Genomic DNA, 24,781 nt, shown 5'->3' on the forward strand with positions numbered 1-24,781 from the left:
GTTCCGGAAGTTGGCTGAAAAGCTACGGCCGCGTGCACGGAAACCGGTCAGCCGACCGGTGATTCCACGCCGCCCCGGCGTCAGCCCCGGTGGGCTCCGCCGCCGTGCCGGTGACGTCGGCCGCGACGCCCGGGGCGGCCGGCCGCGGCCACCCGCGCGGAGCGGAGGATCAGCCGGTGGGCGACGCCCACCACGGCTCCCAGACCCGCCGCGGTCCCCACCGCGTCCACCGCGGAGCAGCCGCACCACAGCAGGACCGCGCAGGTCAGGACGGAACCGAAGGCCGACCAGCGGGCCAGCTCCCCGGCCGCGTCCGGGCCCGGCGCGGCCGGGCGGGCCGGGGTGCGGGCGGGGACGGGTCCGGTCATGGCGTGCTCCCTCGGGGCGGGTTCACGGGGTTCAACGCGCCGCCCGGCGGTCGGTCACCGCACGGCCGCGCACCCGCCCCGGGACAACGCTTCGGGGCCCTGGCCGAACCGCACTGGTTGAATCCTGTGCAAAGCAGCTGTACAACGCAGCAACCGTTGCGTCACGGGCGCCCCCTCGGGCATGCTCCGGGAAACCCGCCCGCCGGCGGGGGCGAGGACTGGGCCGAGGAGGAGTGCCGCCGTACCCTTGAGGGTATGGGGTGGGGAAGATGATTCCCGGACACAGCTCCGCCGCACCCGTCGTCCCCCGTCAAAGGATCCCGACGCCGAGACAGCCATGGCCGGTCACGACTTCTTCGAACCCGCGGACCGCAAGCGACCGGTCGCCGACCCCACGGCGGCCGAGTCCCCGGCGGCCGACGAGGCGCGCCATCCGTGCGATCCCGCCTTCCGGCACGGCGTGGTGGTGGGCTTCGACGGCTCCACCTCCAGTGAGCGCGCCCTCGCCTACGCGATCGGCATGGCGCGGCGCCTGAGCTCCGGCCTGATCATCGTGCACGTCGCCAACCGGCTCCCCACCACCGTGTGGGCGGGGTGCGAACCGCCGGTCTTCGTGGACGTCCCGGACCACCGCACCGAGGTGCTCGGACTCGAACTCGCCTGCGCGGAGTACCTCGCCGAGGTGCCCTGGATCCTGGTGGAGCGCGGCGGGGACATCTGCCACGAACTGGAGGAAGTGGGGCAGGAGTACGAGGCCGACGCGATCGTCGTGGGCTCCACCCACGGCCTCGTGGGGCGGCTGTTCGGCTCCGTCGCCGGCCGCCTCGCCAAACGCGCACGGCGCCCGGTCGTCGTCATCCCCTGACACCCCGCGCCCCACAACTGCGCATTCCGCACCCTGTGGACGGTCGTACGGCCCCACGTGCTGATCCTGCCGCTCCCGGTGGGTGTCCCGCCGACGCCCGCGCATCGGCCGCCGTGGCTCCCGCCGCCCGTCCCGTCGTCCACCGGGCGACGCCTTGCTCTGAAGGCCCCGCCGGTGTCCCCGCCGGCGGGGCCGTACCCCGTGTCTCTCCGCGGCCGTCGGGTCCCCGTCCCGCGCCGGGGCAAACCCGGGCCCGCCGGCTGGACGGGCCGGGCCCGGCGCGGCACCCCGGACGGCGGGCGGCCCCGGGAGCGGCGCCGGCCGGTGTGGGGACGGCCCCGGCGCGGGACCGCCGCGGCGAGGGGCCCCCACGAAGCACGGCCGGCCACCCCGACCCGGAAGTGCACCGGGTCCGAGGTGAACCGGGCCCGGGGCGAACCGGCCCGCAAGGGCCCCGAGCCGGAGCACCCCCGAGCCGCAGCGGCCCCCGAAACCGAGCCCCCGCACCGGGTCGGCCCGCGAAACGAGCCCCCGCACTGGATCGGCCCCCTCGCGCCGTGGGGCGGAGGGGGCCGGTCGTACCGTGGGGCCGAGGGACCCGGTCGCCTTACTCGCTACTCGACCGTGACCGACTTCGCGAGGTTGCGCGGCTTGTCGATGTCCCGGCCGAGGGCCAACGCCGTGTGGTAGGCGAGGAGTTGCAGCGGGATGCCCATGAGGATGGGGTCCAGCTCGTCCTCGTTCTTCGGCACCACGATCGTGTGGTCGGCCTTCTCCTGCTCCTGGTGGGCGACGGCGAGGATCTGGCCGCTGCGGGCCTTGATCTCCTCCATGGCCGCGCGGTTCTTCTCCAGCAGGTCGTCGTCCGGCACGATCGCGACCGTGGGCAGCGCCGGCTCGATCAGGGCCAGCGGCCCGTGCTTGAGCTCGGAGGCGGGGTAGGCCTCGGCGTGGATGTACGAGACCTCCTTGAGCTTCAGGGACGCCTCGCGGGCCACCGGGTAGCCCCGCACCCGGCCGATGAAGAGCATCGAGCGGGCCTCGGCGTACTGCTGGGCCAGCTTCTCGATCTCCCCCTCCTGCTCCATGATCTCGGCGATCTGCTCCGGCAGCCGGCGCAGGCCCTCGATGATCCGCTTGCCGTCGCGCACCGACAGGTCACGGGTGCGGCCCAGGTGCAGCGCGAGCAGGGCGAAGGCGACCGTGGTGTTGGTGAAGCACTTGGTGGACACCACGCACACCTCGGGGCCGGCGTGCACGTAGACGCCGCCGTCGGCCTCCCGGGCGATCGCGGAACCGACGACGTTGACCACGCCGAGCACCCGCGCGCCCTTGCGCTTGAGCTCCTGCACGGCCGCCAGCACGTCGTAGGTCTCGCCCGACTGGGAGACGGCGATGTACAGGGTGTCCGGGTCGACGACCGCGTCGCGGTAGCGGAACTCGGAGGCCGGCTCGGCGTCGGCGGGGATGCGCGCCAGCTCCTCGATCATCTGGGCGCCGATCATGCCCGCGTGGTACGAGGTGCCGCAGCCGAGGATCTTGACCCGGCGGATCCGGCGGGCCTCACGGGCGTCCAGGTTCAGGCCGCCGAGGCGCACGGTGGCGAAGCGGTCCTCGATCCGGCCGCGCAGCACCCGGTCCACGGCCTCGGCCTGCTCGTGGATCTCCTTGTGCATGTAGGTGTCGTGGCCGCCCATGTCGTAGGAGGCGGCTTCCCACTCCACGGTGGTCGGCTCGGCGGTGGTGCGGGTGCCCTCGGTGGTGTACGTGCGGAAGTCGTCCGCCTTGAGGGTGGCCATCTCGCCGTCGTCGAGGGTGACGATCTGCCGGGTGTGGGCGACCAGGGCGGCGATGTCGGAGGCGACGAACATCTCCTTCTCGCCGATGCCGAGCACGACGGGCGAGCCGTTGCGGGCCACGACGATGCGGTCGGGGAAGTCGGCGTGCAGCACGGCGATGCCGTAGGTGCCCTCGACGAGGCGCAGCGTGTCGCGGACCTTGTCCTCCAGCTCCACGGCCTGCGAGCGGGCGATGAGGTGGGTGAGCACCTCGGTGTCCGTCTCGGAGAGGAACTCGACCCCGTCGGCCTCCAGCTTGCGGCGCAGGTCGGCGGCGTTGTCGATGATGCCGTTGTGGACGACGGCGACCTTGCCCTCGGCGTCCAGGTGGGGGTGGGCGTTGACGTCGGACGGGGCGCCGTGGGTGGCCCAGCGGGTGTGGGCGATGCCGGTGGTGCCCTTGAAGCGCGCCGGTACCTTCGCCTCCAGGTCGCGGACCCGGCCCTTGGCCTTGACCATCTTCAGACCGGACGCCTTGGGGGACGTGACGACGATGCCCGCCGAGTCGTAGCCCCGGTACTCCAGGCGCTGGAGGCCCTCCAGCAGCAGGGGCGCGACCTCGCGCCTCCCGATGTATCCGACAATTCCGCACATATGGGTTGTTCCTAGTCGTAGAGGTCGGAGGTGGACGATGTCGCGGGGTTCAGCCGTAGACGATGCGGCGCAGCTGCCGGAGTGAGAGCACCGGCGGGGCCACCGCACGGTGTCCGAGGTCCGCCGCGATCCGCTCGAAGATCGCCGCGTTGACCAGGCCCTGGGCCTGGAGCTCCCGGTGGCGGCGGCGGACGAACTGCTCGGTCGTCTCGTCGAAGTAGGCGAGCACGTCCTGGACCACACGCAGCGCCTCGCCCCGGCTGAGGGGCGTGGACCGCGCCAGGTGGTCAACAAGTTCGTCGTGCACCCGACGATCCTGAAGTATGACGGGGCCCTGCGCAAGAAATCTGCCCGATATCGGGCAGGACTGCGTCCGATTGGCCGTCGAGGGCCTACATCCGCTTGAGGATCGCCTGCTTCGCCAGGGTGAACTCCTCGTCCGTCAGCACCCCGGACCGGTGCAGCTCACCCAGCTCGCGCAGTCGGCGCAGCAGGGCGTCGTGCCCGTCCTCGACCGGTGCGGCGGGGGCCGGAACGGCCGGTGCGGTGCCCGCGCCGGTCAGGGCCGGGACACCGTCCCGCTCCGTCCGCGCGCCCCCGGTGTCCCGGGCCGCCGGATGCGGCAGCCGGGCCTGCACGGCGGCGGCGACCAGCGCCATCAGCGGGTCCTTCTTGAACCCCCACAGCTCCACCGCGTTCGGGTCGTACTTGGCCGGCGTCTTGGCGGGGGCGTGGCGCACCACGAACCGCAGGTGCCCGTTCTCCAGTCCGGCCGCGGGCAGCCACTCCACGGCGGCTATGTCGGTGAGGGCGAGCGCGCGGGCCCCGGAGGCGGCCTTGGCCTCCTCGGTCTTCCAGTTCCACTCCAGGCGGACCCGCTCGCCGTCGAAGCTCACCGTGCCGTCACCGGCGGACACCGACAGCGGCAGGGACGGCCCGGGCAGCAGGTAGGAGTCGACCGGGTCGGTGGGAACCCCGTCCAGCAGCAGGGCGTTGCGGACCTCCTCGGTGACGTACTCGGCGACGCCGTACCGGTCGGGTTCGACGACCAGCTGGTAGGGGTCGTGCGGCTCGGTCAGCCGGCCCCCGGACACCTGCAGCAGGGGGTCGGCGCCGTCCCGCAGCCGCAGCCTGAGGCGGCCCGCCTTCTTGCCCTGCTCGAACGAGATCCCCGCCAACGCCCGCAGCGGCACCTGCAGTTCACCGAGCGTGCGACGCAGCAGGCCGACGCTCTTGTCCCGGCCGGGAGTCAGCCGCAGGGTCTCCCCGTCGAAGGTCCAGGTGCCGTCCTTCTGGATGATTTCCACCATGGAGAGATTCTTCCACCCGTGCGGCGCCCCACGGGCCCCGCACGGCGGCGGGCACCCCGGAGGACCGTACTCCGGGGTGCCCGCCGGGCCGGTGGGGTCAGCGCCCCGCGAGGGGGTTCTCCAGGGTGCCGACCAGCTGGAGCGCGCCGGAGGGGTCCGTGAGGTCCACCATCTGCCGGTTGTTGCGCAGTTGCAGCCGGTTGAGGCAGGACAGCGCGAACTCGGGCGCGAACAGGTCGTACTGGGCGAACTTGTCGGCGAGTTCGGGCACCGACGCCTGGTAGGCGCGGGTGACCTCGGCGACCGTCCGCCAGAAGTCGTCCTCGCTCAGGACGCCCCCGGCGGCCAGGTCGGAGGCCAGGAACCGGAAGAAGCAGTCGAAGACGTCGGTGAACACCGACAGCAGCTTCTGGTCGTCCGGCACCTCCACACGGATGCGGGAGACCTCCGGCGGCAGCACCGCGTCCGGGTCCATGACCACGATCTCCTCGGCGATGTCCTTGTAGACGGCCCGCTGCACGACCCCGTCGCGCAGCACCAGGATCACGTTCTCGCCGTGCGGCATGAAGGCCAGGTCGTAGGCGTAGAAGCAGTGCAGCAGCGGGGTGTAGTAGGCGTCCAGGTAGCGCCGCAGCCACTCGGCCGGGGCCAGCCCCGACCGCTCGATCAGCGCGCCCGCGAACGACGTCCCCTCGTGGTCCACGTGGACCAGGGACGCCATGGTGGCCAGCGTCTCGCCCTCGCCCAGCGAGGCCACCGGGCTCTCCCGCCACAGCGCGGCCAGCATCTTGCGGTACGGGGAGGAGCGGTCCGTCGCCCGCTCGTACTCCAGGTGCCGGTACCCGACCGCGGCCCGCTCCCGGATGATCGACAGGCCCGTCGAGCGCAGCACCGGGTCGCCCTCGATGAGCCGGGCCAGCCAGTCGTTGATGGCCGGGGTGGCCTCCATGTAGGCGGCGGACAGGCCCCGCATGAAGCCCATGTTCAGCACCGACAGGGCCGTCTTGACGTAGTGCTTCTCGGGGTGCGAGGTGTTGAAGAAGGTCCGGATGGACTGCTGGGCCAGGTACTCGTCGTCACCCTCCCCGAGGCACACCAGATGGCGGCGGGCGACCTCGGCGGCAAAGGTGACGGTGAGTTTGTTCCACCACTGCCAGGGGTGGACCGGTATCAGCAGGTAGTCGGCCGGGTCCAGGCCCTGCTCGCGCAGCACGCCGTCGAAGCGGGCGACGGTTGCGGCGCCCAGTTCCTGGCGGACGAACGACTCGTAGTCGATGCCGACGCCCGCCGTGAACGCGGCCCGCGAGCGGTGCGCGGCCAGCCACACCAGCCTCACCGGGGCCGCCGCCTCCGGCGCGTACGCCCGGTACTCGTCCACGCCGAAGCCGAGCCGCCCGTTGTTGGCGACGAAGCAGGGGTGGCCCTCGGTCATGCCGGTCTCGATGGCCTGGAACCCGGCGCCGGCCAACTCGGCCGAGGTGACCTGCGGCTTGGTCAGCTTGTAGCAGGTGCCGGAGAGGGTGGAGGAGATCTCCTCCAGGTACACCGGCAGCACCTCGTCGCTCAGGCCCAGCGCCTTCTGCAGCTCGATGACGAGGTCCAGTGCCTCCAGCGGCAGCTCCTCCTCACCCCGGTGCCGGGAGATGGACTCGGCGTCCACCTGCCAGTGGTCCAGGGCCCGGCGGACGGCGGTGAAGCGGTACTCCGTCAGGCCGTCGTCGGAGCGCACGACATAGCCGCCGTCGCCGGTGGCCTCGGGGGTGATGAGCCGCTCGTGGGCGAACTCGGCGAGCGCCTTGCGGACCAGCAGGCGGTTGGCCCGCGCCCAGCGGGACGGGGACAGGTGCGCCACGGCGTCGGACGGGGTCATGCGGTTGCTCCTCGGGCGGCCTCGAACTGCTCGCGGGTGCAGAAGCTCAGCAGCGCGCGCTTCTCCGGCTTGTCGATCTCACGCTCGGGGACGAAGCCGACGGCCTCGTTCAGCGCGTGCACGGCCTTGTTGCCGACGTCCGGCTCCACCACGACCCTGCGGGTCGCCGGGTCGGCGAACAGCTCCTCCATCACGGCGGTGATGACGGCCTTCGTGAAGCCGTGCACCGGCCGGTCGGTGGGGGCGACCAGGAAGTGCATGCCCACGTCCCCCGGCTCGGGGTCGTACAGGCCGGTCAGCTCGACGTACCGGGGGTCGTAGCGCTCCATCAGGAACGCCGGCTCGCCGTCGTGCAGGCCCAGGTGGGCGTGGTGGTGCTCGTGGGCGGCGATGCGCATGTACTCGCGCTCGACGTCCTGCAGCTTCGCGTCCTGCATCATCCAGAACGCGGCCTTGGGGTGCGTCACCCAGCCGTGCAGCAGCTCCGCGTCGCGCAGCGGGTCCAGCGGGCGGAAGGTGAAGGTGCCGATGGTCATACGGAGAACTCCTGGAACGCGATGGACTTCTCGACCGGGTAGACCTCGCGGCCCAGCAGCTCGCGGATGATGGAGCTGTTGCGGTACGGGCCCATCCCCAGGTCGGGGCTGGTGACGCTGTGCGTGTGCACCCCGGCGTTCTGCAGGAACACGCCGCGGCCGGTCACGTCGATGGTGTAGTTGCGGGCCACGTCGAACCGGCCGTGGCCGTCCAGCCGCAGCCGGTCGCGGACCGGTTCCAGGAAGGCCGGCGGCTCGTAGTGGTAGCCGGTGGCCAGCACCAGGCCCTCGGTGCGGATCTCGAAGTCCTTGTCCTGCTCGTCCTGGTGGAAGCCCAGCGTGTAGGCGCCGTCCTCCCAACGCGCTTTCCTGAGAGTGGAGTTGGTGAGAAGCCGGGTGGCGACGCCCCGGCCGCGGCTCTCCACGTTCTTCTGGTACAGCAGGTCGAAGATCGCGTCGACGAGGTCGGAGTTGATGCCCTTGAACAGGCCCTTCTGCTGCTTCTCCAGCCGGTAGCGGGTCTCCTCCGGCAGCGCCCGGAAGTAGTCGATGTAGTCCGGCGAGGTCATCTCCAGGGTCAGCTTGGTGTACTCCAGCGGGAAGAACCGCGGGGAGCGGGTGACCCAGTTGAGCCGGTAGCCGTGGACGTCGATCTCCGACAGCAGCTCGTAGTAGATCTCGGCGGCGCTCTGCCCGCTGCCGACGATCGTGACCGACTCCTTGCCGCGCAGCTCGTCCCGCCGGTGCACGTACTGCGCGTTGTGGAACAGGCCGCCCTCCAGCCCGCGGCACGGCTCGGGCACGTACGGGACGGTGCCGGTGCCCAGCACCAGGTGACGGCCGCGGTAGGTGTCCCCGGCCCCGGTGCGGACCGCGTACACCCCGTCGGCCTCCTCGTAGGTGACCTCGGTGACCGTGGTGCCGAAGCGGATGCTGCTCAGCTGCGCGGCGGCCCAGCGGCAGTAGTCGTCGTACTCCACGCGCAGCGGGTAGAAGTTCTCCCGGATGTAGAACGAGTACAGCCGGCCCTTCTCCTTCAGGTAGTTGAGGAAGGAGTACGGGGACGTGGGGTCGGCGAGCGTGACCAGGTCCGACATGAACGGCGTCTGCAGGTGCGCGCCGTCGAGGAACATCCCGGCGTGCCACTCGAAGTCCGGCTTGGACTCCAGGAACACCCCGTCGAGTTCGGCGATCGGCTCGGTGAGGCAGGCCAGGCCCAGGTTGAAGGGGCCCAGCCCGATCGCCACGAAGTCGTGGACGGTGCCGGTGGTGGCTTCGGTGTCAGCAAGCGCGGTCAAGGGACTCTCCCAGGTACTGCTCGGCGTGGCCGGCGATCAGGTCGAGGACGGCTTCGATGTCGGCCGTCGTGGTCTCGGGGTTCAGCAGGGTGAACTTCAGGTAGTGCCGCCCGGCGACCTTGGTGCCGGCGACGACGGCGTCCCCGGAGGCGAACAGCGCTTTGCGGGCGTAGAGGTTGGCCCGGTCGATCTCGGCCGGGTCGGTGACGGCGGCCGGGACGTAGCGGAAGACGAGCGTGGACAGCGAGGGCTCGACGACCACGTCGAAGCGGGGGTCGGCGGCCAGCAGCTTCCACCCCTCGGCGGCCAGGTCGCACACCTCGTCGAACAGGGCGCCGATGCCGTCCGCGCCCATCACGCGCAGCGTCATCCACAGCTTCAGCGCGTCGAAGCGGCGGGTCGTCTGCAGGGACTTGTCGACCTGGTTGGGGATCCGCTCGGTCACCGTTCGGCGCGGGTTGAGGTACTCCGCGTGGTAGGTGGCGTGCCGCAGGGTGGCCGCGTCGCGCACCAGCACGGCGGACGAACTCACCGGCTGGAAGAAGGACTTGTGGTAGTCCACGGTCACCGAGTCGGCGTGCTCGATGCCCGCCAGGCGGTCCCGGTTCTTCAGCGAGGTGAGCAGGCCGCAGCCGTAGGCGGCGTCCACGTGCAGCCAGGTGCCGTACCGCTCGCACAGTTCGGCGATCTCCGGCAGCGGGTCGATGGAGCCGAAGTCGGTGGTGCCCGCGGTGGCGACGACCGCCATCGGGACCAGGCCCTCGGCGGCGCAGCGCTCCAACTCCCGTGCCAGGGCGACGGTCTGCAGGCGCTTGTCCTGGTCCACGGGGAGGGAGACCACCGCGTCCGGTCCGAGGCCCAGCAGCTTCGCGGACTTCTGCACGCTGAAGTGGCTGACCTCGGAGGCGAAGACGCGCAGCCGCGCGGGGAACTGGGTCTTGGCCTCCTCGCGGGCCAGCAGCAGCGCCTGGAGGTTGGACTGGGTGCCGCCGGAGGTGAACACCCCGTCGGCGGCGGGCCCGAGGCCGATGCGGGCGGTGGTCCAGTCGATCAGCTTGCGCTCGATCAGGGTGCCGCCGGCCGACTGGTCCCAGGTGTCCAGTGAGGAGTTGACGGCGGACAGCACCGCCTCGCCGAGCACGGCCGGGATGACGACCGGGCAGTTGAGGTGGGCGAGGTAGCGGGGGTGGTGGAAGTAGACGGCGTCCCGGAGGTAGACCTCCTCCAGCTCGTCGAGCGCGGCCGTGGTGTTCAGCAGCGGCCGGTCGAGGTCGATCCGCTCGATGAGGGGGGAGAGGTCGTCGGCCGTGACGCCGGTGAACGGCCGTTCGGTGGCGGCCAGTCTGGCGGCCACCCGCTCGACTCCTTGGGTGACGGACCTGCGGTACCGCTCCGCGGTGGTGTCGTTGAGCAGGTGCGAGCGCATGTGGGGGTCCTCCGGTGGGGACGGTCCGGTGCGGTGGGAAGAGCGGGCCGGGCACGGTACGGCGCGGGTCGGTGAGCGGGCCGGTGCGGCGCACGGCGCGAGGCCGAAGCGGGACTTAGGTTAGCCTAACCTCATACTGTTCGGGACCTCCGGGTGTCCATCGTGACCGCGGTCACGGCCGGAGCGCCGGTTCTGCGCCAACTGCGGCTGAAATCAACCCTGTTCGCCGCAGCGGATGCACGGTCGTCGCGTGTCGCGGGCCCCGCGGACGTCACCCGGCGCCGGTCGGTGCCGCGTTCGCGGACGAAGGGCCGCCGCAGGCGGCTCACACCGCCGGCCTCACCGACGTCCCGTACGGACGCCCGCCCGTTCCGTGCGGGGGAGTGCGGCGCCGCGGACGGTGTCCCGGGCCAAAGGGGGTGCCGGGGGAAGGGGTTGGGGCGGCTCGGCAGGGAGAGTCGGCCTGTGGGCCCCGGCCCGGGGAGGCCCCGGGCCGGGGAGGCCCGGCGTGGGAGTCCTGGCCCCGGAGGGGTGTCCGGACCCGGAGGCGTGTCGTCCCGCCCGAACCGGTTGATCTCGCGGCCTCGGCCCCGGCCGGGTCGGTGGTGGTGGGTGCCCCGGCCCAACACGTCACTGGAGTACGGCACTTCGAGCCGGGCGCGGAGCCCGGGGGCCCCGGCCGGCAGTGACCCCAGGATCCGCCGCCGCGGGCAGCGCGGTCCCGTCGGCCCACGGCGGCACCGCATCGGCGTCCGGGCGGCCTTGGAACCGGAAGGCGCTGTCGTCGGCGGCGTCGGGCCCGAGGGGCAGCGCCCGGTGACCGGGGCCGGTGGGCCCGGCACCGGCGCGCGGCCGTCCGGACCGGGCACCTGGCGGTGCGCCGACCCGCGCCGGGGACGGCCCGAGCCGCCCCGTCCGTACGGCCCGTGGGGCCGGGAACGGAACGGGGCGGCTGCGACCGGAGTCACGGGTGCGGCCTCGCCGTCGGGTGCGGGCGGGGACGGTCCGGACGTCGGGTCAGCTGACCTTCTTGGCCTTCTCGATGGCCTCGGCGAGACGCTCGACGACCGGCACGCACTTGTCGTACGACAGGATCGGCTCGGCGGCGCGCGGGATGACCTGGCCGGCCTTGACGGCGGGCAGCTTCTTCCAGGTCGCCTCGCTGATGTCGGCGGGCTGGATGGCCGAGGTGCGGTCGTCCATCATGATGATGTCGGCCGGGTACTTGTCGACGTTCTCCCAGCTCAGGCTCTCGAACCAGCCGCCGCCCTCGGCCTTGGCCTTCTCCGGCGGCTCGACGAAGTCCACGCCGAGGGCCTTGAAGTACTCCAGGTCGATGGAGAGGTTGGTGCCGGAGACGTAGAAGATCTCCTGGCTGGCGGAGCCGGCCATCACCTTGATGCCGGGGTTCGCCTTGACGGCCTTGCGCAGCCGCTCCGACGCCTCCTCGAAGCGCTTCTTGGCGTCGGTCGCCTTCGCCGCCTTCATGTCGCCGCCGAGCGACTCGGCCAGCTCCCACATGCGCTGCAGCGGGCCGGTCAGCTGACGGTCGTAGACGGAGATGCCGACGCTCGGGGCCAGCTTGGCGATCTTGTCCTTGGACGCCTCGGGGACGTACCAGAGGGTGCCGGTGTCGTCGAACATGGTGGAGATGAGCACGTCGGGCGCCAGGGCCGCGTACTTCTCGACGTTGAACTGGTCCCAGACGTTGCCCAGGATGGTCACCTTGCTGATGTCCATGTCACCGGCCTGGACATCGGCCTTGCCGTCCTTGGTCTCGGTCGGGCCGAACACGCCCTTGACCTGGACGCCGTAGTCGTACAGGGCGGCGGCGACACCGGTGAACGCCACGATGTTCGCGGGGGCCTTGTCCAGCTTCACCGTGGTGCCGCGGTCGTCCTTGAAGCTCCAGGGACCGGACCCGGTGTCCTTCTTCGACTCCGAGCCGCCGCTTTTCGCGTCGTCGCCCCCACAGGCCGCGAGCGCGGCGCCGAGTCCGAGGACACCGCCGGCGGTGAGCAGTCCGCGACGGGAGAGGCGGGCGGTTCTGGAATGCGACATGGGTCGGTTCGCTTTCGTGCGTACGGAGCCGGTGGGTGCGCGGGTGCGCGCCCCCGGGCCGGAAACAGCCTTAGGTTAGCCTAACCTCAGGCACTGTCCAGGGGTTGCCCTGTGCTTCCCCCGCCGAAGGCGGCGTGATGCCCGCTCTGTACCGTGATACCGGTCACGTGAGGGGGTGCGATGGGGGAGGCGATACGCCGGTGGGGTCCGCCCGTCGCCGTGCACCTGATCCTCGGCGTGGTGGCCGTCGTGCCGCTGTGGCTGTCCATGATGTTCGCGGCGAACTTCCCGCTGGCGCGGTGGGGCCTCACGACCCGCGAACCCACGGAGAACGACGGCATGCTGCCCTGGATCGTCGTCCTCGTCGCCCTGTGGGCCGTGTTCCTGGCCCTCTGGCTGCCCCTGGGCTCCCTGGCCCGCCGTGCGGTGCCCGACGTCTCCCGGCGCCGCTACTGGGCCGTCGGCGCGGCCCTGTTGGTCACGCCGATGGTGTTCCTGACCACGCTGTTCGCCCTCGTCGAGGGATAGCGCGGTCCGTCCGGCCGCCGACGGGCGGCGCCCCGCGCGGGACGCCGCCCACGGGCCGGGCCGGGCCCGCTCAGCCCGTCAGCCCCAACTCCCGTGCGATCAGCATCCGCTGCACCTCACTCGTGCCCTCGCCGATCTCCAGGATCTTCGAGTCGCGCCACATCCGCGCCACCGGGTACTCGTTCATGAAGCCGTACCCGCCGTGGATCTGCGTGGCCTCCCGGGCGTTGTCCACCGCCACCGTGGAGGAGTACAGCTTCGCCAGCGCCGCCTCCTTCTTGAACGGCTCCCCGGCGACCAGCCGGCTCGCCGCGTCCCGCCACGCCAGCCGGGCCGTGTGCGCCTTCATCTCCATGTCCGCGATCTTGAACTGGATCGCCTGGTTGGCGCCGATCGGCCGGCCGAAGGCGTGCCGCTCCCTGGCGTACTTCACCGACTCGTCCACACAGCCCTGCGCCAGGCCCGTGCCCAGCGCCGCGATGGCGATCCGGCCCTCGTCCAGGATGCGCAGGAACTGGGCGTAGCCGCGCCCCTCCTCGCCCAGCAGGTTCGCCGCCGGCACCCGCACGTCCTGGAACGACAGCTCCCGGGTGTCCGAGGCGTTCCAGCCGACCTTCGAGTAGGGCGCCGCCACCGTGAACCCCGGGGTGCCCGACGGGACGATGATCGCCGAGATCAGCGGCTTGCCGTCCGGCTTGCGGCCGGTGACCGCGGTGACCGTCACCAGGCCCGTGATGTCCGTGCCCGAGTTGGTGATGAAGCACTTGGTGCCGTTGATCACCCACTCGTTCGTCGCCTCGTCCAGCCGGGCCGTGGTGCGGGTCGCGCCGGCGTCGCTGCCGCCGTCCGGCTCCGTCAGCCCGAACGCGCCCAGGATCTCGCCCGAGCACAGGCGCGGAAGCCAGGTCCGCTTCTGCTCCTCGGTGCCGAACAGGTGCAGCGGCATCGCGCCCAGCGACACCCCCGCCTCCAGGGTGATGGCCACCGACGAGTCCACCCGGGCCAGTTCCTCCAGGGCCACCCCGAGCGCGAAGTAGTCGCCGCCCATGCCGCCGTACTCCTCCGGGAACGGCAGGCCGAACAGGCCCATGCGGCCCATCTCCCGCACGATCTCGTACGGGAACTCGTGCCGCTCGTAGAAGTCGCCGATCTTCGGCGCCACCACGTCGTGCGCGAACTCCTCCACGGTGCGCCGGAGTTCTTCCAGTTCGGGGGAGAGCTTGTGGTTCATGGTCGTCACGACTCCTGGTGGGAGAGGGCTCGTACGGTGCGGGACGGGCTGGGTCGGCCCAGGTGTCCGGCCATCCACGCGCTGGTGGCGACGAGGCGGCCGAGGTCGACGCCGGTGTCGATGCCGAGACCGCGCAGCATCCACACCAGGTCTTCGGTGGCGAGGTTTCCGGTGGCGGACTTCGCGTACGGGCAGCCGCCGAGCCCGCCGGCCGAGGCGTCCACGGTGGTGACGCCGTGCCGCAGCGCGGTCAGGGTGTTGGACAGGGCCTGGCCGTAGGTGTCGTGGAAGTGCACGCCCACCACGCCCACCGGCACGCCCTCGGCGGCGAGGGCGTCGAGCAACGCGCTCACGTGGCCCGGGGTCGCCACGCCGATGGTGTCGCCGAGGCTCAGCTCGTCGCAGCCCATGTCCAGCAGGGCCCGGCACACCCGGACCACCTGCCCGACCTCGACCGCGCCCTCCCAGGGGTCGCCGAAGCACATCGACAGGTAGCCCCGGACGTGCACGTCGTCCGCCTTGGCCCGCCGGACCACCGGCTCGAACATGGCGAGCGCCTCGTCCAGCGAGCGGTTGAGGTTGGCGCGGGCGAAGGACTCCGTGGCGCTGGCGAACACCGCCACCCGGCGGGCGCCGAGCGCCAGCGCGCGGTCCAGCCCGCGCTCGTTGGGCACCAGCACCGGCAGGTCCACGGGGAGGTCGCTCACCCGCGGGAACAGCTCCTCGGCGTCCGCCAGCTGGGGGACCCACCTGGGGTGGACGAAGCTGGTCGCCTCGATCGTGGTCAGGCCGGCCCCGGCGAGGCGGCGCACGAACTCCGCCTTCACCTCCACCGGGACGACACCCTGCTCGTTCTGCAGGCCGTCGCGCGCTCCCACCTCGTGGATGCGGACCCGGGCGGGCAGGCCCTCGGCCGGTACGGCCATCGGCAGCCCCCGCTCGTGCGCGTTCATGCCGTCTCCTTCTCCGCCGGGGCGATGACCGCCAGCACCTGGTCCATGGCGACCGTGGTGCCGGGGGCCACGTCCAGCTCGGTGACCGTGCCCGCGTGCGGGGCGGAGACGACGTGCTCCATCTTCATCGCCTCCACCACCAGCAGGCTCTGGCCGGCGTCCACGGTGTCGCCGACGGCGACCTTCACCACCGTCACCGTGCCCGGCATCGGCGCGGTCAGCGAGTCGGCGCCCGCCCGGCCCGCCCGGCTGAGGGACTCCTCGACCGGGTCGTGGTCCCGCACCTGCCAGGCGTCGCCGTCCCGGCCCAGCCAGGTGCCGTCCGGCAGCGCGGCGAACGTGTGGGTGACGCCGTCCAGCGCGAAGGTGAACCCGCCGCCGTCCAGCACGCCCGCCGAACCCCGCACGGGGGCGTCGGCGCCCGGCAGCAGCAGGTCCGTGCCGCCGTCGGCCGTCTCCCGCACCCGCACGGCCACCGGGTCGCGGCCCGGGACGCGCAGGTGGTGCGTGGTCCACGCCCGCCGCCCGCCCAACCGCCAGCCGCTCGTCGCGGCGAACGGGTCGGCCCAGCCGGAGCCGTCCGCCGGGGCCGCGAGGGCGCGCTGCCGCAGCAGCGCCGCCGCCGCGTACGCCTCGGCCGGCACCTCGTCCGTCGCCAGGGCGCCCGCCTCGCGCTCCACCAGCCCGGTGTCCAGGTCGCCGGCCACCACCGCGGGGTGCGCGAGCAGCCGCCGCAGGAACCCGGCGTTGGTCTGCACGCCGAGGGTGACCGTCCGGGCCAGGGCCGCCCGCAGGGTGCGCAGCGCGCTCGCCCGGTCCGGGCCGTACGCGATCACCTTGGACAGCATCGGGTCGTACAGGCTGCCGACCTCGGTGCCCTCGCCGAGCCCGGAGTCGGTGCGCACGCCGTCGCCCTGCGGCTCGTGCAGCCGCAGCACGGTGCCGCCGGAGGGCAGGAAGCCGCGCGCCGGGTCCTCGGCGCAGATCCGGGCCTCCACCGCGTGACCGGTGAGCCGGACGTCGTCCTGCCCGAACGCCAGCGGCTCGCCCGCGGCCACCCGCAGCTGCCACTCGACCAGGTCCAGCCCGGTGACCAGCTCGGTGACCGGGTGCTCCACCTGCAGGCGGGTGTTCATCTCCATGAAGTAGTAGGACGCCGGGTCGTCGCCCGGGACGATGAACTCCACCGTGCCCGCGCCCCGGTAGCCGCAGGAGCGGGCCGCCTGCACGGCCGCCTCGCCCATCGCCGCCCGGGTCTCCTCGTCGAGGAGCACACTGGGCGCCTCCTCGATGATCTTCTGGTGCCGGCGCTGGAGGGAGCACTCGCGCTCGCCCAGGTGCACCACGTTCCCGTGGCCGTCGGCCAGCACCTGGATCTCGATGTGCCGGGGGCGGTCGACCCACCGCTCCACCAGCAGCGTGTCGTCACCGAAGGAGGCGCGGGCCTCGCGGCGGGCGGCGGCGATCTCCTCCGCCAGCCGCTCCTCGTCCCGCACCAGGCGCATGCCCTTGCCGCCACCGCCCGCCGACGGCTTCAGCAGCACCGGCATGCCGATGGCGCGGGCGGCCTCGACGAGCCGGGCGTCGCTCAGCCCGCTGCCGCTGGAGCCGGGCACCACCGGCACCCCGGCCGCCTTCACGGTCTCCTTGGCGCGGATCTTGTCCCCCATCAGGGAGATCGCCTCGGCCGGCGGGCCGATGAACACCAGCCCCGCCTCCGCGCAAGCCCGCGCGAAACCGGCGTTCTCCGCGAGGAAGCCGTACCCCGGGTGCACCGCCTGCGCGCCGGTGCGGGCGGCGGCCTCCAGCAGCCGCTCCACCGACAGGTAGCTCTCCGCCGCCGGGGCCGGGCCGATCCGCACGGCCGTGTCGGCCTCCCGCACGTGCCGGGCGTCGGCGTCCGCGTCGGAGTACACCGCCACCGCGCGCACGCCCATCGCCCGCAGGGTGCGGATGACACGGACCGCGATCTCGCCCCGGTTGGCCACCAGGACCGTGTCGAACATCCGCGGCGCCGTCCCGTCCGCGGCCGGATCTGTCGTCCGAGCTGTCATCGTCATCGGTCCCCTCACATCCGGAAGACGCCGAACTGAGGGTCACTCAGTGGCGCGTTGGCGCACGCGGTCAGGGCCAGGCCCAGGACCTGCCGGGTCTCCATCGGGTCGATCACCCCGTCGTCCCACAGCCGGGCCGTCGCGTAGTAGGCGTTGCCCTGCTGCTCGTACTGGGCGCGGATCGGCGCCTTGAAGGCGTCCTCGTCCTCGGCGGACCACTCCTCGCCGCGGGCCTCCAGCTGGTCCCGCTTGACGGTGGCCAGCACCGAGGCGGCCTGCTCGCCGCCCATCACCGAGATCTTGGCGTTGGGCCACATCCACAGGAAGCGGGGCGAGTACGCCCGGCCGCACATCGAGTAGTTGCCCGCGCCGTACGACCCGCCGACCACCACCGTCAGCTTCGGCACCCGCGTGCACGCGACCGCCGTGACCATCTTGGCGCCGTGCTTGGCGATGCCGCCCGCCTCGTAGTCCCGGCCCACCATGAAGCCCGAGATGTTCTGCAGGAACACCAGCGGGATCCCGCGCTGGTCGCACAGCTCGATGAAGTGGGCGCCCTTCTGGGCCGATTCGGAGAACAGGATGCCGTTGTTGGCGACGATCCCCACCGGGTGACCGTGGATCCGCGCGAAGCCGGTCACCAGGGTCTGCCCGTACTCCGCCTTGAACTCCGCGAACCGGGAACCGTCCACCACCCGCGCGATGATCTCCCGCACGTCGTAGGGGGTGCGGGAGTCCACCGGCACCGCCCCGTACAGGCCCGCCGGGTCCACCTTCGGCTCCACCGGCGCCTCGACGCCCCACGGCAGCGGGCCGCGCGCGGGCAGCGTGGAGACGATGGTGCGCACCGTCCGCAGCGCGTGCGCGTCGTCCTCGGCGAGGTGGTCGGTCACGCCCGACACCCGGGAGTGCACCTCGCCGCCGCCCAGCTCCTCCGCCGTGACGACCTCACCCGTGGCCGCCTTCACCAGCGGCGGGCCGCCGAGGAAGATCGTGCCCTGGCCGCGCACGATCACCGCCTCGTCGCTCATCGCCGGGACGTACGCCCCGCCCGCCGTGCAGGAGCCGAGCACCGCCGCGATCTGCGGGATGCCGGCCCCGGACATGCGGGCCTGGTTGTAGAAGATCCGCCCGAAGTGGTCCCGGTCGGGGAACACCTCGTCCTGCATCGGCAGGAACGCCCCGCCGGAGTCGACCAGGTAGACACAGGGCAGGCGGTTGTCGAGCGCCACCTCCTGCGCCCGCAGGTGCTTCTTCACCGTCATCGGGTAGTACGTGCCGCCCTTGACGGTGGCGTCGTTGGCCACCACCACGCACTCACGGCCGCTGATCCTGCCCACCCCGGCGATCACGCCGGCCGCCGGGGCCTGCCCCTCGTACATCCCGTCGGCGGCCAGCGGGGCCAGCTCCAGGAAGGGCGAGCCGGGGTCGAGGAGCGTGTCCACGCGCTCGCGCGGCAGCAGCTTCCCGCGCGCGGTGTGCCGCGCGCGGGCCCGCTCGCCGCCCCCGAGCTCGGCGGCGGCCAGCTTGGCGCGCAGCTCCGCCACGAGGGCGCGGTGCGCCTCCTCGTTGGCCCGAAAGGCCTCGGACGCGGGATCTGCCGCGCTGTGAAGCTCCGGTGCCTCATGCATCCTGCGGGTCCCCTCACCTTGTTAATGAGCGTTAACGCATTTCCCACAGGTTAACGACCGCTAACCTCGCTGTCTAGAATCGTCCTCATGGCCACCAGAACCGACGCCCCGACCCGCCGCGAGCAGATCCTCAAGGAGGCCGCGCGGCTGTTCGCCGAGCGCGGTTTCCACGGCGTCGGGGTCGACGAGATAGGCGCCGCCGTCGGCATCAGCGGCCCCGGGCTCTACCGCCACTTCGCGGGCAAGGACGCGATGCTCGCCGAGCTGCTGGTGGGGATCAGCGGCTCGCTGCTCACCGGCGCCGAGCGGCGCCTCGCGGAGGCCGACGGGGTGCCCGCCGAGGAGGTCCTCGACTCCCTCATCGAGGGGCACATCGACTTCGCGCTCGACGACCGCCCCCTGATCACCCTGCACGACCGCGAGCTGGACCGCCTGCGGGAGGCCGACCGCAAGCTGGTGCGCCGGCTCCAGCGGCGGTACGTGGAGCTGTGGGTCGGTGTGGTCCGCGCCCTCCACCCGGACCTCGGCGAGCCCGCCGCCCGGTCCGCCGTCCACTCGGTGTTCGGCCTGCTCAACTCCACCCCGCACCTCGGCCGCCCCGGCGCCCTGCCCGGCCGCGCGGCCACCGCCGCACTGCTGCACCGCATGGCCCGCGGCGCCTTCGAGGCGGCGGGGGCGGGGGCGGGGGCGGGAGTGAGGGCGGGGGAGCCGGGGGCGTGAGGAGCCCGCGTTCGGGCGCCTGTGTTCGGGTGCCTGCGTCTGGGCGTTCACGGGTGTGAGGCGCCTGCGCTGGTGAGGTGGCCGTCCGTGCGTGGGGCCGGGGCGGGTGGCCGTCCGCGCGAGGGGCGGCCGGGCGGGGCGGGTGGCCGTCCGTGCCAGGGAGCGGCGCGTGCGGGGTGGCCGTTCCCGAGGGGGCGTACGAGGCGGTCGTGCGCGAGGGGTGGACGGGGGCGGGGGGCGACCGCCCGAGGGGTCCAGGTGAGTGTGGAGGCGACCGCCCGCGTGGCGGGGCTGCCCCGGTGGAGCGGGGTCTGCGCCCGCGGGGCCTCCGCCCGCGGGTCTTCCGCCCGGTGGGTTCCGCCCGGCGTGGTCCGCGCGTGACGAGCGTTACGCCCGCCCCGCTCTGGACGATGGCGGATACCCGCCGGTATCTTGGAATCTGAGCAAGCGCTTAGCCATGCGGTGCCCCCGCCGGGGAACCCGCGGCGAGCAACCCCGTACGCGAGAGCGGCGCCGGCAGGCGCGAGGAAGGGCGGTGGGCGTTCGTGCGCCGTACGCTGTTCAACGAGGACCACGAGGCGTTCCGGGAGACCATCCGCGCCTTCATCGAGGCCGAGGTCGTCCCGGTCTACGACGACTGGTTCGCGGCCGGCCAGGCCCCCCGCGACTTCTACTACAAGCTCGGTGAGCTCGGCATCTTCGGCATCAGCGTGCCGGAGGAGTACGGCGGCGCGGGCATGGACACCCACAAGTTCGAGGCCGTCCTCTACGAGGAGACCGCCCGCGCGGGCGTCCAGTTCGGCGGCTCCGGCGTGCACGTCCTGCTGGCCCTGCCCTACATCAAGATGCTCGCCACCGACGAGCAGAAGAAGCGCTACCTCCCGAAGTTCGTCACCGGTGAGGAGATGTGGGCCATCGCGATGACCGAGCCGGGTACCGGCTCCGATCTCGCGGGCATGAAGACCACCGCCAAGCTCTCCGAGGACGGCTCCCACTACGTCCTCAACGGCGCCAAGACCTTCATCACCGGCGGTGTCCACGCCGACAAGGTCATCGTCTGCGCCCGCACCGCCGCGCCCACCGCCGAGGACCGCCGCCACGGCATCTCGCTGTTCGCCGTCGACACGAAGTCCGAGGGCTACTCGGTCGGCCGCAAGCTGGACAAGCTGGGTCTGCGCACCTCCGACACCGCCGAGCTGGCCTTCGTCGACGTGAAGGTCCCCGTGGAGGACCTGCTCGGCGAGGAGAACAAGGGCTTCTCCTACCTCGGCCACAACCTGGCCTCCGAGCGCTGGGGCATCGCCTTCGGCGCCTACGCCCAGGCCAAGGCCGCCGTCCGCTTCGCCAAGCAGTACGTGCAGGAGCGCACCGTCTTCGGCAAGCCGGTCGCCCACTTCCAGAACACCAAGTTCGAGCTGGCCGCCTGCCAGGCCGAGGTGGACGCCGCCGAGGCCGTCGCCGACCGCGCGACCGAGGCCCTGGACGCCGGCGAGCTCACCCCCGCCGAGGCCGCCTCCGCGAAGCTGTTCTGCACCGAGGTCGCCCACCGCGTCATCGACCGCTGCCTCCAGCTGCACGGCGGCTACGGGTACATGAACGAGTACCCGATCGCCCGCCTGTACGCGGACAACCGCGTCAACCGCATCTACGGCGGCACCAGCGAGATCATGAAGTCGATCATCGCCAAGGACATGGGCCTGTAGGAAAGGACATGGGCCTGTAGGACACGTCGGGCCCGCTCACGGGCCCCCGCACCCACGGGTACGACACAACCCCATGAGTCAGGCACTCCGACAGCTCCTCGATCTGCTCGACCTCGAGCAGATCGAGGAGAACATCTTCCGCGGCCGCTCCCGCTCCGCCGTCGTCCCCCGCGTCTTCGGCGGGCAGGTCGCCGCGCAGGCCCTGGTCGCCGCCGGGCGCACCGTCCCGGCGGACCGGCCCGCCCACTCCCTGCACGCGTACTTCCTGCGCCCCGGGGACCCGGACGCGCCGATCGTCTACGACGTGGACCGCATCCGCGACGGCCGTTCCTTCACCACCCGCCGGGTGGTCGCCGTGCAGCACGGCAAGCCGATCTTCCACCTCTCGGCGTCCTTCCAGACGTACGAGGAGGGCCTGGACCACCAGGCGCCGATGCCGCCGTCCTCGGACCCGGCCACGCTGCCCACCGCCGAGGAGCGGATGCGCGCGTACGGCCACCTCGACCCGGAGGTCGTCCGGCGGTCCCTGGAGGCGCACGCGGCCGTCGACCTGCGCTACGTCGACGAGCCGCCCTACGGCCGCTTCGGCGAGCCGCGCGCGCCGCACTCCCAGGTCTGGTTCCGCACCAACGGCAAGCTGGACAGCGCCGCCGACGACCCGCTGCTGCACGTGGTGCTCGCCACCTACGTCTCCGACATGACGCTGCTGGACTCGGTGCTCCTCGCGCACGGGCGGGGCGGCTGGGCCGTCGGTGACGTCGTCGGCGCCTCCCTGGACCACGCCATGTGGTTCCACCGCCCGTTCCGCGCCGACGAGTGGCTGCTGTACGACCAGCAGTCCCCGTCGGCCCACGGCGGACGCGGCCTGGGCCAGGGCCGTATCTACACCCAGGACGGCCGGCTGGCGGTCTCGGTCATCCAGGAGGGCGTGGTCCGGGTCCCGCGGGAGGTCCCTTAGGGGGACTCTGGGGGGACGGGGCCGTTCCGGCGCTTCGGGGGACTTCCGCCCGCGGGCGTCCGGGGTGCGGCCGGCGGACCGGCGGCGTGCCCGCGGCCGCCACGGCCGCCGCTTCCGGCCGACCGGACCGGTCAGCCCTCCCGCCTCGGTCGGGCCTCGGTCGGGGGCCGGGTCCGCCCGGTCCCGCATCGGTCCCGCGCCGGGTCCGCCTCCGTCCCGCCTCAGCCCTCGCCGGGTTCGCCTCCGTCCCGCCTCAGCCCGCGCCGCCTCAGTCCTGTGTCAGCCCCGCCTCCGACAGCAGGTACGCCGTCATCGGGTCGTAGTGGCGGGGGCTCACCACGTGGTCGTCGAGGGGGACCGTCACCTGCACGGTGCCCTCGGCCTCGGCGAGGAACAGTGCCGGGTCGTTGCAGTCGGCGTAGCCGACGGAGTCGACGCCGTACTGCCCGGCGGCGCCCGCCCAGCCGTGGTCGGCGACGACCAGGTCGGGCAGCGGGCGGCCCTCGCGCTCCAGCGCCGTCAGGATCGCCTTCATCGGCTCACCGGAGTGCGTGTGCCACAGGGTGGCGCCGTGCTCCAGCATCGCCACGTCGGCGAACTGCATCACGTAGCCCTCCTCCGTGGTCAGCCCGTCCGGGATGACGACGATCTCGCAGCCGGCCGCCCGCAGGGCGTCGGCGGTCGCGCGGTGCACGTCGAGCAGCCCGCCCGGGTGGCCGGTGGCCAGCAGGACCCGCTGCCGGCCGTCCGCCGCCTTGCGCAGCCGGGCCGCCATGCGCTCCAGGGCGGACACGGTCAGCTCCGGGTCGATGGTGTCCTGGCCGTACCGGTACTCGGGGTCGTCGTTGACGCCGACCCGCTCCGCCATCACCGCGAGCACGTCCTGCTCGTCGCTCCAGCGGTCGCCGAGCTCCAGCCCGAGCCAGTAGTGGCGGTCACCGTTCGCCAGCTTGCGGTAGTGGGAGAGGTTGTTCTCGCGGGGGGTGGCGACATCGCCCGCGATGCGGGTGGCGGTGAGGTGGCCGAGCAGGTCGGCGCGGCTGGGGGTCCCGGGTATCGGCATGCCCCCATTGTGGGCCAGCGGCGGGTGGGCGTCCCCGCCGTACCGCGCGCTGGGATGTGCGTCACGTACTCGGACGACTGCGTACAGGTACTCAGGGCGCTCCTCGGGCCCGGTGATCGGGGGCGGGGGCAGTGCGAGGGGTCTGGCCGGCCGTTGCCGGTGCGGGGGCACGGGGCCACGGATGCCGGGGCGCAGGGGGCCCGGGAGCGCCCGTGGCCTCAGTCCCGGCGCAGCGCGAACCACAGCTCCATGCGCACGTCCGGGTCGTCCAGGTCCGCGTCCAGCAGGGCCGCGCAGCGGGCGATGCGCTGGCGCACGGTGTTGCGGTGCACCGACAGGGCCACCGCCGTGCGGTCCCAACTGCCGTGCAGCGACAGCCAGGTGCGCAGGGTCTCCGGGAGGGCGGGCACCGCGGCGAGCGGCGCCAGCAGCGCCCGGGCGTGGGCCTCCGCGTCCGGGCCCGCGACCAGGTCGGCCAGCGCGGGCCGCCCGCCGTGCCGGACCAGGGGCGCGCGGGTGGCGCGGGCCCGGGCCAGCGCGCGGGCCGCCTGGATGTCGGCGGCGGGCCACTCCCGCGGGCCGACGGCGGCGCTGACCCCGAGGGTCCAGCCGGGCAGCGCCTCCACGGCCCGGTCGCCCGGCACCAGCACCCGGACCGTCCGCCCGTCCGGGTCCACCAGCGCCGAGCCGAGCGCCGCGCCCAGCGCCGAGGCGGCCACGTGGTCGGGGGCCGGCCCGTCCGGCCGCGCGTGCACCACCCGCCATGCCTCCCCGCCGAGCAGTCCGGCCACGTCCTCGGGCGTGCCGCCCAGCAGCAGCCGCACGAGCGCGGACGAGCGGGCGGTGCCCCGGCCGCTCTGGTGCTCGCCCGTCAGCAGCGACAGCAGCACGGCGGCCACGGACGCGACGGTGTGGTCGCCCGGTTCCTGCCGAGGGGCGGCGACCCCGAGCACGAAGCCCTGGCCGGCCCCCAGCGCGTAGGCGGTCAGCCGCGTCCCGGCGACCGTGTCGGCGGCCGAGGCTGGCCGTCCCGTCCCGCCGGGTGCCGTGCCCGGCCGGTCGCGCCCGGCGGCGGGGGAGACGTCGGGCCGGACCACGTCCGCCAGTGGGGCCAGCGCGAGGCGGACCTCCTCGCCCGGTTCCCGGCCGGCCGCCGCGAGCCGGGTGCCCTCCGGTCCGTACAGCACCGCCCACCCCTCCAGTCGGCCCGCCAGCCGGCGCAGCACCGACGGCACCGGGTCCGGGCGGGCCGCCGCGGCGGCGAGGGCCTGCTGCGCCTCGGTCACCCGGCGCAGCTCCGCCAGCCGGGCCTGCGCCATCAGCCGCCACACCGCGCGGGCCACCCCGGAGAACGTGGTCCGGGGCGGCACCTCCAGCAGCGGCAGGCCGTGCATCTCGCACGCCTCCACCAGCGCCCCGGGCACCGTGTCGTGCACCGGCGCGACGCCGAAGCCGAGCGCCGCCCCGCCCGCCGCGACGATCCGGGAGACGTACGCGTCGAAGTAGCCGGCGCCCGCCCCGTCCGGGACGTGGACGCCCGCCGACAGCAGCAGCTCACCGCCGAGCAGGTACGGGTAGGGGTCCGCCATCTCCGAGGTGTGCACCCAGTGCACCACCAGCCCCGGGTCGTCCGGCCCGGCGATCCGGCGCAGGCCCAGGTCCGCGCGGGCCAGCAGCGCGTCCAGGGGGACGGGCGGAGTGGGCGGAACCGTGGGGTCCGGCATGGTGGACGTTTCCTCCATCCCGTTCGCTGTGAATGGATGAAACGTACACT

Annotated in this window: 20 protein-coding genes; 5 read left to right on the top strand and 15 right to left on the bottom strand. The window is 73.1% G+C overall.

Annotation, left to right across the window (positions count from 1 at the left end):
• Positions 1-80: 80 nt before the first annotated feature.
• Entirely contained in the window at positions 81-368 is a 288-nt protein-coding gene (locus AC02VZ_RS14715; RefSeq protein WP_476475539.1) for a hypothetical protein, read from the bottom strand.
• A 337-nt stretch (positions 369-705) separates the two neighbouring features.
• On the opposite strand from AC02VZ_RS14715, the gene AC02VZ_RS14720 reads away from it, so the two are divergent.
• Positions 706-1,233: a universal stress protein gene (locus tag AC02VZ_RS14720; protein WP_362090047.1), complete on the top strand. Its 528-nt coding sequence runs from the start codon at positions 706-708 to the stop codon at positions 1,231-1,233.
• 614 nt (positions 1,234-1,847) lie between these two features.
• Here AC02VZ_RS14720 and glmS read toward each other — a convergent pair.
• The 8 genes from glmS to AC02VZ_RS14760 all read right to left on the bottom strand — a co-directional run bounded on the left by glmS (position 1,848) and on the right by AC02VZ_RS14760 (position 12,166).
• Positions 1,848-3,665, bottom strand: coding sequence for a glutamine--fructose-6-phosphate transaminase (isomerizing) (gene glmS, locus AC02VZ_RS14725; protein ID WP_362090045.1), 1,818 nt, complete (start codon positions 3,663-3,665; stop codon positions 1,848-1,850).
• 49 nt (positions 3,666-3,714) lie between these two features.
• Complete coding sequence (locus AC02VZ_RS14730; protein WP_476475540.1) at positions 3,715-3,972, bottom strand: hypothetical protein; 258 nt, start codon at positions 3,970-3,972, stop codon at positions 3,715-3,717.
• 85 nt (positions 3,973-4,057) lie between these two features.
• Positions 4,058-4,975 (bottom strand): DUF4429 domain-containing protein, encoded by a 918-nt coding sequence (locus AC02VZ_RS14735; RefSeq protein WP_476475541.1) that lies wholly within the window; start codon positions 4,973-4,975, stop codon positions 4,058-4,060.
• 97 nt (positions 4,976-5,072) lie between these two features.
• Complete coding sequence (locus AC02VZ_RS14740) at positions 5,073-6,845, bottom strand: IucA/IucC family protein (protein WP_432056998.1); 1,773 nt, start codon at positions 6,843-6,845, stop codon at positions 5,073-5,075.
• On the bottom strand, positions 6,842-7,381 hold the full coding sequence (locus AC02VZ_RS14745) for a GNAT family N-acetyltransferase (RefSeq protein ID WP_476475542.1): 540 nt from the start codon (positions 7,379-7,381) through the stop codon (positions 6,842-6,844). The genes AC02VZ_RS14740 and AC02VZ_RS14745 overlap by 4 nt, the downstream gene beginning before the upstream one ends.
• Positions 7,378-8,679, bottom strand: a complete 1,302-nt coding sequence (locus AC02VZ_RS14750) for a lysine N(6)-hydroxylase/L-ornithine N(5)-oxygenase family protein (protein WP_476475543.1) — start codon at positions 8,677-8,679, stop codon at positions 7,378-7,380. Before AC02VZ_RS14750 ends, AC02VZ_RS14745 begins: the two co-directional genes overlap by 4 nt.
• Complete coding sequence (gene desA, locus AC02VZ_RS14755; RefSeq protein ID WP_476475544.1) at positions 8,663-10,105, bottom strand: lysine decarboxylase DesA; 1,443 nt, start codon at positions 10,103-10,105, stop codon at positions 8,663-8,665. The genes AC02VZ_RS14750 and desA overlap by 17 nt, the downstream gene beginning before the upstream one ends.
• A gap of 1,017 nt (positions 10,106-11,122) precedes the next feature.
• Positions 11,123-12,166, bottom strand: coding sequence for an ABC transporter substrate-binding protein (locus AC02VZ_RS14760; protein WP_476475545.1), 1,044 nt, complete (start codon positions 12,164-12,166; stop codon positions 11,123-11,125).
• A gap of 180 nt (positions 12,167-12,346) precedes the next feature.
• Here AC02VZ_RS14760 and AC02VZ_RS14765 point away from each other — a divergent pair, with 180 nt between their 5' ends.
• Positions 12,347-12,694 carry a hypothetical protein gene (locus AC02VZ_RS14765; protein WP_432057003.1) on the top strand — a complete coding sequence of 116 codons (348 nt, stop codon included), beginning with the start codon at positions 12,347-12,349 and terminating at the stop codon, positions 12,692-12,694.
• Between the two features lie 70 nt (positions 12,695-12,764).
• Here the strand turns inward: AC02VZ_RS14765 and AC02VZ_RS14770 are convergent, their stop codons facing one another.
• From AC02VZ_RS14770 to AC02VZ_RS14785, 4 genes are all read right to left on the bottom strand, one after another.
• Positions 12,765-13,925 carry an acyl-CoA dehydrogenase family protein gene (locus AC02VZ_RS14770; RefSeq protein WP_432057023.1) on the bottom strand — a complete coding sequence of 387 codons (1,161 nt, stop codon included), beginning with the start codon at positions 13,923-13,925 and terminating at the stop codon, positions 12,765-12,767.
• A 5-nt stretch (positions 13,926-13,930) separates the two neighbouring features.
• On the bottom strand, positions 13,931-14,878 hold the full coding sequence (locus tag AC02VZ_RS14775; protein ID WP_476475546.1) for a hydroxymethylglutaryl-CoA lyase: 948 nt from the start codon (positions 14,876-14,878) through the stop codon (positions 13,931-13,933).
• Positions 14,875-16,884, bottom strand: a complete 2,010-nt coding sequence (locus tag AC02VZ_RS14780; protein WP_476475567.1) for an acetyl/propionyl/methylcrotonyl-CoA carboxylase subunit alpha — start codon at positions 16,882-16,884, stop codon at positions 14,875-14,877. Before AC02VZ_RS14780 ends, AC02VZ_RS14775 begins: the two co-directional genes overlap by 4 nt.
• Before the next feature lie 62 nt (positions 16,885-16,946).
• Complete coding sequence (locus AC02VZ_RS14785) at positions 16,947-18,563, bottom strand: carboxyl transferase domain-containing protein (protein ID WP_432057005.1); 1,617 nt, start codon at positions 18,561-18,563, stop codon at positions 16,947-16,949.
• An 87-nt stretch (positions 18,564-18,650) separates the two neighbouring features.
• On the opposite strand from AC02VZ_RS14785, the gene AC02VZ_RS14790 reads away from it, so the two are divergent.
• From AC02VZ_RS14790 to AC02VZ_RS14800, 3 genes are all read left to right on the top strand, one after another.
• Positions 18,651-19,283 carry an SACE_7040 family transcriptional regulator gene (locus AC02VZ_RS14790; protein ID WP_476475547.1) on the top strand — a complete coding sequence of 211 codons (633 nt, stop codon included), beginning with the start codon at positions 18,651-18,653 and terminating at the stop codon, positions 19,281-19,283.
• Positions 19,284-19,828: 545 nt separating this feature from the next.
• Positions 19,829-20,986 (top strand): acyl-CoA dehydrogenase family protein, encoded by a 1,158-nt coding sequence (locus tag AC02VZ_RS14795; RefSeq protein ID WP_432057007.1) that lies wholly within the window; start codon positions 19,829-19,831, stop codon positions 20,984-20,986.
• A 73-nt stretch (positions 20,987-21,059) separates the two neighbouring features.
• Positions 21,060-21,944 (top strand): acyl-CoA thioesterase, encoded by an 885-nt coding sequence (locus tag AC02VZ_RS14800; protein ID WP_476475548.1) that lies wholly within the window; start codon positions 21,060-21,062, stop codon positions 21,942-21,944.
• Between the two features lie 268 nt (positions 21,945-22,212).
• Here AC02VZ_RS14800 and AC02VZ_RS14805 read toward each other — a convergent pair whose 3' ends face one another.
• Together AC02VZ_RS14805 and AC02VZ_RS14810 are read right to left on the bottom strand one after the other, a co-directional pair.
• The gene (locus tag AC02VZ_RS14805; RefSeq protein WP_476475549.1) at positions 22,213-23,007 is read right to left on the bottom strand and encodes a phosphatase; all 795 of its coding nucleotides are present in this window, start codon (positions 23,005-23,007) and stop codon (positions 22,213-22,215) included.
• Positions 23,008-23,225: 218 nt separating this feature from the next.
• Entirely contained in the window at positions 23,226-24,731 is a 1,506-nt protein-coding gene (locus tag AC02VZ_RS14810) for a PucR family transcriptional regulator (RefSeq protein ID WP_476475550.1), read from the bottom strand.
• Positions 24,732-24,781: the final 50 nt, after the last annotated feature.

This window comes from Streptomyces sp. 3-6, assembly GCF_056323165.1.

Coding starts and splice junctions, on each gene's coding strand:
- AC02VZ_RS14760 (WP_476475545.1), bottom strand. CDS start 12,166: ATGTCGCATTCCAGAACCGCCCGCCTCTCCCGTCGCGGACTGCTCACC.
- AC02VZ_RS14805 (WP_476475549.1), bottom strand. CDS start 23,007: ATGCCGATACCCGGGACCCCCAGCCGCGCCGACCTGCTCGGCCACCTC.
- AC02VZ_RS14770 (WP_432057023.1), bottom strand. CDS start 13,925: ATGAACCACAAGCTCTCCCCCGAACTGGAAGAACTCCGGCGCACCGTG.
- AC02VZ_RS14775 (WP_476475546.1), bottom strand. CDS start 14,878: ATGAACGCGCACGAGCGGGGGCTGCCGATGGCCGTACCGGCCGAGGGC.
- AC02VZ_RS14800 (WP_476475548.1), top strand. CDS start 21,060: ATGAGTCAGGCACTCCGACAGCTCCTCGATCTGCTCGACCTCGAGCAG.
- AC02VZ_RS14735 (WP_476475541.1), bottom strand. CDS start 4,975: ATGGTGGAAATCATCCAGAAGGACGGCACCTGGACCTTCGACGGGGAG.
- AC02VZ_RS14765 (WP_432057003.1), top strand. CDS start 12,347: ATGGGGGAGGCGATACGCCGGTGGGGTCCGCCCGTCGCCGTGCACCTG.
- AC02VZ_RS14740 (WP_432056998.1), bottom strand. CDS start 6,845: ATGACCCCGTCCGACGCCGTGGCGCACCTGTCCCCGTCCCGCTGGGCG.
- AC02VZ_RS14780 (WP_476475567.1), bottom strand. CDS start 16,884: ATGTTCGACACGGTCCTGGTGGCCAACCGGGGCGAGATCGCGGTCCGT.
- AC02VZ_RS14785 (WP_432057005.1), bottom strand. CDS start 18,563: ATGCATGAGGCACCGGAGCTTCACAGCGCGGCAGATCCCGCGTCCGAG.
- AC02VZ_RS14810 (WP_476475550.1), bottom strand. CDS start 24,731: ATGCCGGACCCCACGGTTCCGCCCACTCCGCCCGTCCCCCTGGACGCG.
- AC02VZ_RS14790 (WP_476475547.1), top strand. CDS start 18,651: ATGGCCACCAGAACCGACGCCCCGACCCGCCGCGAGCAGATCCTCAAG.
- AC02VZ_RS14715 (WP_476475539.1), bottom strand. CDS start 368: ATGACCGGACCCGTCCCCGCCCGCACCCCGGCCCGCCCGGCCGCGCCG.
- glmS (WP_362090045.1), bottom strand. CDS start 3,665: ATGTGCGGAATTGTCGGATACATCGGGAGGCGCGAGGTCGCGCCCCTG.
- AC02VZ_RS14745 (WP_476475542.1), bottom strand. CDS start 7,381: ATGACCATCGGCACCTTCACCTTCCGCCCGCTGGACCCGCTGCGCGAC.
- desA (WP_476475544.1), bottom strand. CDS start 10,105: ATGCGCTCGCACCTGCTCAACGACACCACCGCGGAGCGGTACCGCAGG.
- AC02VZ_RS14720 (WP_362090047.1), top strand. CDS start 706: ATGGCCGGTCACGACTTCTTCGAACCCGCGGACCGCAAGCGACCGGTC.